We start from the raw sequence: 4,078 nt of genomic DNA on the forward strand, positions 1-4,078 counted from the left end.
CCTGCAGCCCGGCATCAGGGGCGAGGTGCGCCTTGTGGAGAGAGCTTTTGGCATTGGGCCCTCGGCGCTGACGGAGGCCATGGGCATGCTCAACCACCATTTCGCAGCAGCCGCCTGATCGGCGCAGAGCGACAGCCTACCTCTGACTGCCGCCAATCTTTGCAACAGAGCCCTTGCTGTCCCTCTGAGGCGAAAATTTTGAGCAGGTTTTCTAAATGGAGGGGAAAGGAACTCCTGTTTACAAGCTCTTTAGCATCGTGGGTAGCAAGGCGTTCAACATAGTTGCGGAACCATCGCTTGGCTTGTGCAGTTGGACGTTTTAGCGGTTCAGGATATCCACCTTGAATGACGCGATGGCGAACGTCCACTCCATTTCCCGGGAGAAGGTCTCCTTCACAGCCTCCCAAGATCCATTCAATCCAGTTTTCGGGGGTTTCACGCCGGTCGATTTCCCCTTGACTCAAGGGATAGACAATCAAACTCTCAGCGCGACCAGCCAATGAATCTGATACACCTTTGACCTTAAGCAAGTCCGCTGATCCGGTAATCGCAAAACGTCCGGGTGCTCGATTTTCATCGATACTTGCCTTGAGTGCGAGCGCCAATTCAGGAACTCGCTGGGCTTCATCAATGGCAAGCGTTTTGCCTGGCGCTTGCTCAACAAATCCACGAGGGTCAGTCGAGGCATAATCCCTCATTGTAGGGTCATCGAGTGTCACAAACTCAGTATGTTCAGGACTGAGAGCTTGACGCATTAAACATAACGCGCGGATTTGCCAGACCCAGCGCGCGGATTTGCCAGACTCAACGCGCGGATTTGCCGGACTCCAAATGTGTGATTGAGCATTACTTTCCGTAACCCCTAAGCGCCACATGCACGCCCACTTTTGCGACGCTTCCAATCCCTTTCGCCTCACCATGCCACCCCTTTCAGCCAACCCTCGCCTACTTGCCCGCCACTTTCCCAGCCATGGTGCACCCGTTCTTATTCGCTTTCCGCCGAGTTGTAGAAGAATAGGCCCCATGTCAAAGTTTTCTGAGGTCCTCGATCAGCTTCGTGAAAATCAGCCGAAGAGCAAGTACGGCTTGGCTTTTGAAGAGCTGATGGTCAATTACTTCCGTGCTGATCCGACCTCAAAAGCCCAGTTTGATGAGGTGTATCGCTGGGTAGACTGGCGCTACAACGGCGGAAAGGCGGATACCGGCATCGACCTGGTTGCCCACCGGATTGAAGACGACTCCTGGACCGCCATTCAATGCAAGTTTTACAAAGAGTCCACCACCATCCAGAAGTCCCACCTAGATTCCTTCTTTGAAGCCTCGGGCCGCGCCTTTGAAACGGAAAACGGCAAGCAGTACTTCAAGGATCGACTGATCGTCTCTACCACTGACAAATGGTCCAGCAACGCTGAGTTGGCCCTGGAAAACCAGTTGATCCCCACCGGCCGCATTGGGCTGGCTTCCATTGCGGAGTCCCCGATCAACTGGGATGTGGCATTCCCGGGTTCGGAAATCCAAATCAACCTCTCCCAAAAGGAAACCTTTGAGCCGCGCCCGCATCAGCAGGCTGCAATTGAGAATGTACTCAAGGGGTTTGACACCCATGACCGCGGCAAGCTGGTTATGGCCTGCGGTACGGGCAAGACGTTCACGGCATTGCGCTTGGCGGAAAAAGTAGCTGCGAACAACGGTGGGAAGGCTCGAGTGTTGTTCCTGGTGCCGTCGATTTCGCTCCTCTCTCAGTCGCTGAAAGAATGGGCCGCGCAGTCACGCCTTGACCTGCGGCTCTACGCGGTGTGCTCGGACTCCAAGGTGTCCAAGAAGGCGGAGGACATTGCGTCCTATGACCTGGACGTTCCTGTATCTACCGACGGCGCCGCCATCGCCGAACGCATGAGCTTCAGCAAGCGCGCCAAGGGGCTCACTGTGGTGTTCTCCACGTATCAGTCGCTGCCCGCTGTCCACGATGCGCAGTCACACGGCCTGGATGAATTTGACCTAGTTATCTGCGATGAAGCCCACCGCACCACGGGCGTGACCCTGGCCGGTGAGGAGGCCTCCAATTTCACCAAGATCCATGACGCGGACTACATCAAGGCCACCAAGCGCCTGTATATGACCGCCACCCCGCGCCTGTTCGACGACAACGTGAAGGACAAAGCCCAGCAGCACTCCGCGGAGATCGCCTCCATGGATGACGAGGCCATTTACGGCCCCGAGTTCCACCGCCTGGGCTTCGGTGAAGCAGTGGATCGTGGGCTACTCACGGACTACAAGGTGCTGGTGATGACGGTGGATGAGTCCGTAGCTGCCGAGGCCCTGGGCGCCTTTGATTCTGAGGGGATGAACCTCACGTTGGCCTCAGCAATGATCGGCGCGTGGAATGGTTTGGCCAAGCGCTCCGGCGCGCTCCAGAACGCCAGGGGCGGGTTTGAAGAGTCTGCCCAAGCCATGCAGCGCACGGTGGCCTTTGCTAAAGACATCAAAACGTCCAAGCAAATCGCAGAGTCCTACCCACTGCTCATTGAGACGTACCAGCAGCAGTTGAAGGAAAAGGCCGTTCTCAACGACGTATCGCTGCACAACGTGGATCTCAAGGTGGCCATCCAGCACGTCGATGGCGCAATGAATGCCATGGAGCGCAACACAAAGCTTTCGTGGATTGAATCGCCCGTGGGTGAGCAGGAAACACGAATCCTCACGAATGCGCGTTGCTTGTCAGAGGGTGTGGACGTCCCCGCACTGGATGCAGTTGTGTTCTTTAGCCCCCGCAATTCCATGGTGGACGTGGTCCAGTCCGTAGGCAGGGTCATGCGCAAGTCTGAGGGCAAGGACTACGGCTACATCATCTTGCCTGTGGCGGTACCACCGAACGTCTCCCCTTCCCAGGCGTTGAATGACAACACCCGTTTCAAAGTGGTGTGGCAGATCCTCAACGCACTGCGCGCCCACGACGATCGCTTCAACGCGAAAGTGAACTCCCTCGCTTTGAACGAGGGCGCCGCTCAGGAACTTGGGGTTGAGGTTGATCACGTTCAGAACCCGCAGGTAAAGCTAAACGAGGCTGACACCGCAAAGACCGAACCCTATGAAAGTCCACACGAGGTTGCCCAGCAGATCGCCCTGTTCTCCCTGGAGAAGTGGCAGGAGGCAATGTATGTGAAGATCGTGGATAAGGTGGGCACACGCACGTATTGGGAGGATTGGGCTGACGACGTTGCCAAGATCGCGGAAGCCCAGATCACCCGCATCAAGGCCCTGATTGCTGGCGCGGACCCAGAGATTCGCGATGAGTTTGAGGCATTTGTGGCCGGGCTCCGGGCGAACCTCAATGACTCGATCACCGAGGACGAAGCCATCAACATGCTCTCCCAGCACCTGATCACCGCGCCGGTGTTCTCCGCACTGTTCACAGAGTACGACTTTGCCCAGCACAATCCGGTGGCGCAGGTGATGCAGCGCATGGTGGATGCGCTCGCGGACAAGAACTTGGAGGCGGAAACCGAATCCTTGGAGAAGTTCTACGCCTCGGTGCGTGTGCGCGCCTCTGAGGTGACCAGCGCCTCCGGCAAACAGCAGGTGATCAAGGAGCTCTACGAGCGCTTCTTCCGCAAGGCATTCAAGAAGCAATCTGAAGCCCTGGGCATTGTGTACACCCCAATCGAGATTGTGGACTTCATCCTGCGCGCCGCCAACGACGTCTCCATCAAACACTTTGGCAAGGGGCTTAGCGACGAAGGCGTGTGCATCCTGGATCCGTTCGCTGGCACCTCGACGTTTACGGTGCGCCTGCTGCAGTCGGGTTTGATTTCGCCGGAGGATCTGGCGCGGAAGTACGCGCAAGAACTCTTTGCCACCGAAATCACCCTGCTGGCCTACTACGTTTCCGTGGTCAACATTGAGACCACCTACAACGCATTGAAGGCCGAGGAATCTCAAAGAAATAGCACCCCCCATTACGTTGTTAGCAGTTCCACCCCAGGGCACCGAAGATACATAGCCTGTCCACCCGATTGGGCGGGCTATGTTTATGTCCGTTCCCGCCATCCGAAAGGACAGTGGAACTAGTCGCTGGCTT

Annotated in this window: 1 protein-coding gene and 2 pseudogenes; 2 read left to right on the forward strand and 1 reads right to left on the reverse strand. The window is 56.6% G+C overall.

The window, feature by feature from the left end:
* Positions 1–118 (forward strand): annotated as a pseudogene (locus NQ050_RS10855) (IS6 family transposase); the annotation flags it as partial.
* On the opposite strand, the gene NQ050_RS10860 reads toward NQ050_RS10855, so the two are convergent.
* On the reverse strand, positions 90–1,025 hold the full coding sequence (locus NQ050_RS10860; protein WP_306428635.1) for an AAA family ATPase: 936 nt from the start codon (positions 1,023–1,025) through the stop codon (positions 90–92). The pseudogene NQ050_RS10855 and the gene NQ050_RS10860 sit on opposite strands and share 29 nt — an antisense overlap.
* On the opposite strand from NQ050_RS10860, the pseudogene NQ050_RS10865 reads away from it, so the two are divergent.
* Positions 1,024–3,954: pseudogene (locus tag NQ050_RS10865) on the forward strand (DEAD/DEAH box helicase family protein); the annotation flags it as partial. The gene NQ050_RS10860 and the pseudogene NQ050_RS10865 overlap by 2 nt on opposite strands.
* Between the last annotated feature and the right edge of the window lie 124 nt (positions 3,955–4,078).

It is taken from the genome of Corynebacterium sp. 122RC1, assembly GCF_024580955.1.
Taxonomy (GTDB): Bacteria; Actinomycetota; Actinomycetes; order Mycobacteriales; family Mycobacteriaceae; genus Corynebacterium; species Corynebacterium kozikiae.

Excerpts from the sequence above, each read along its gene's own strand:
- NQ050_RS10860 (WP_306428635.1), bottom strand. The coding sequence starts at position 1,025 with ATGGGGCCTATTCTTCTACAACTCGGCGGAAAGCGAATAAGAACGGGT.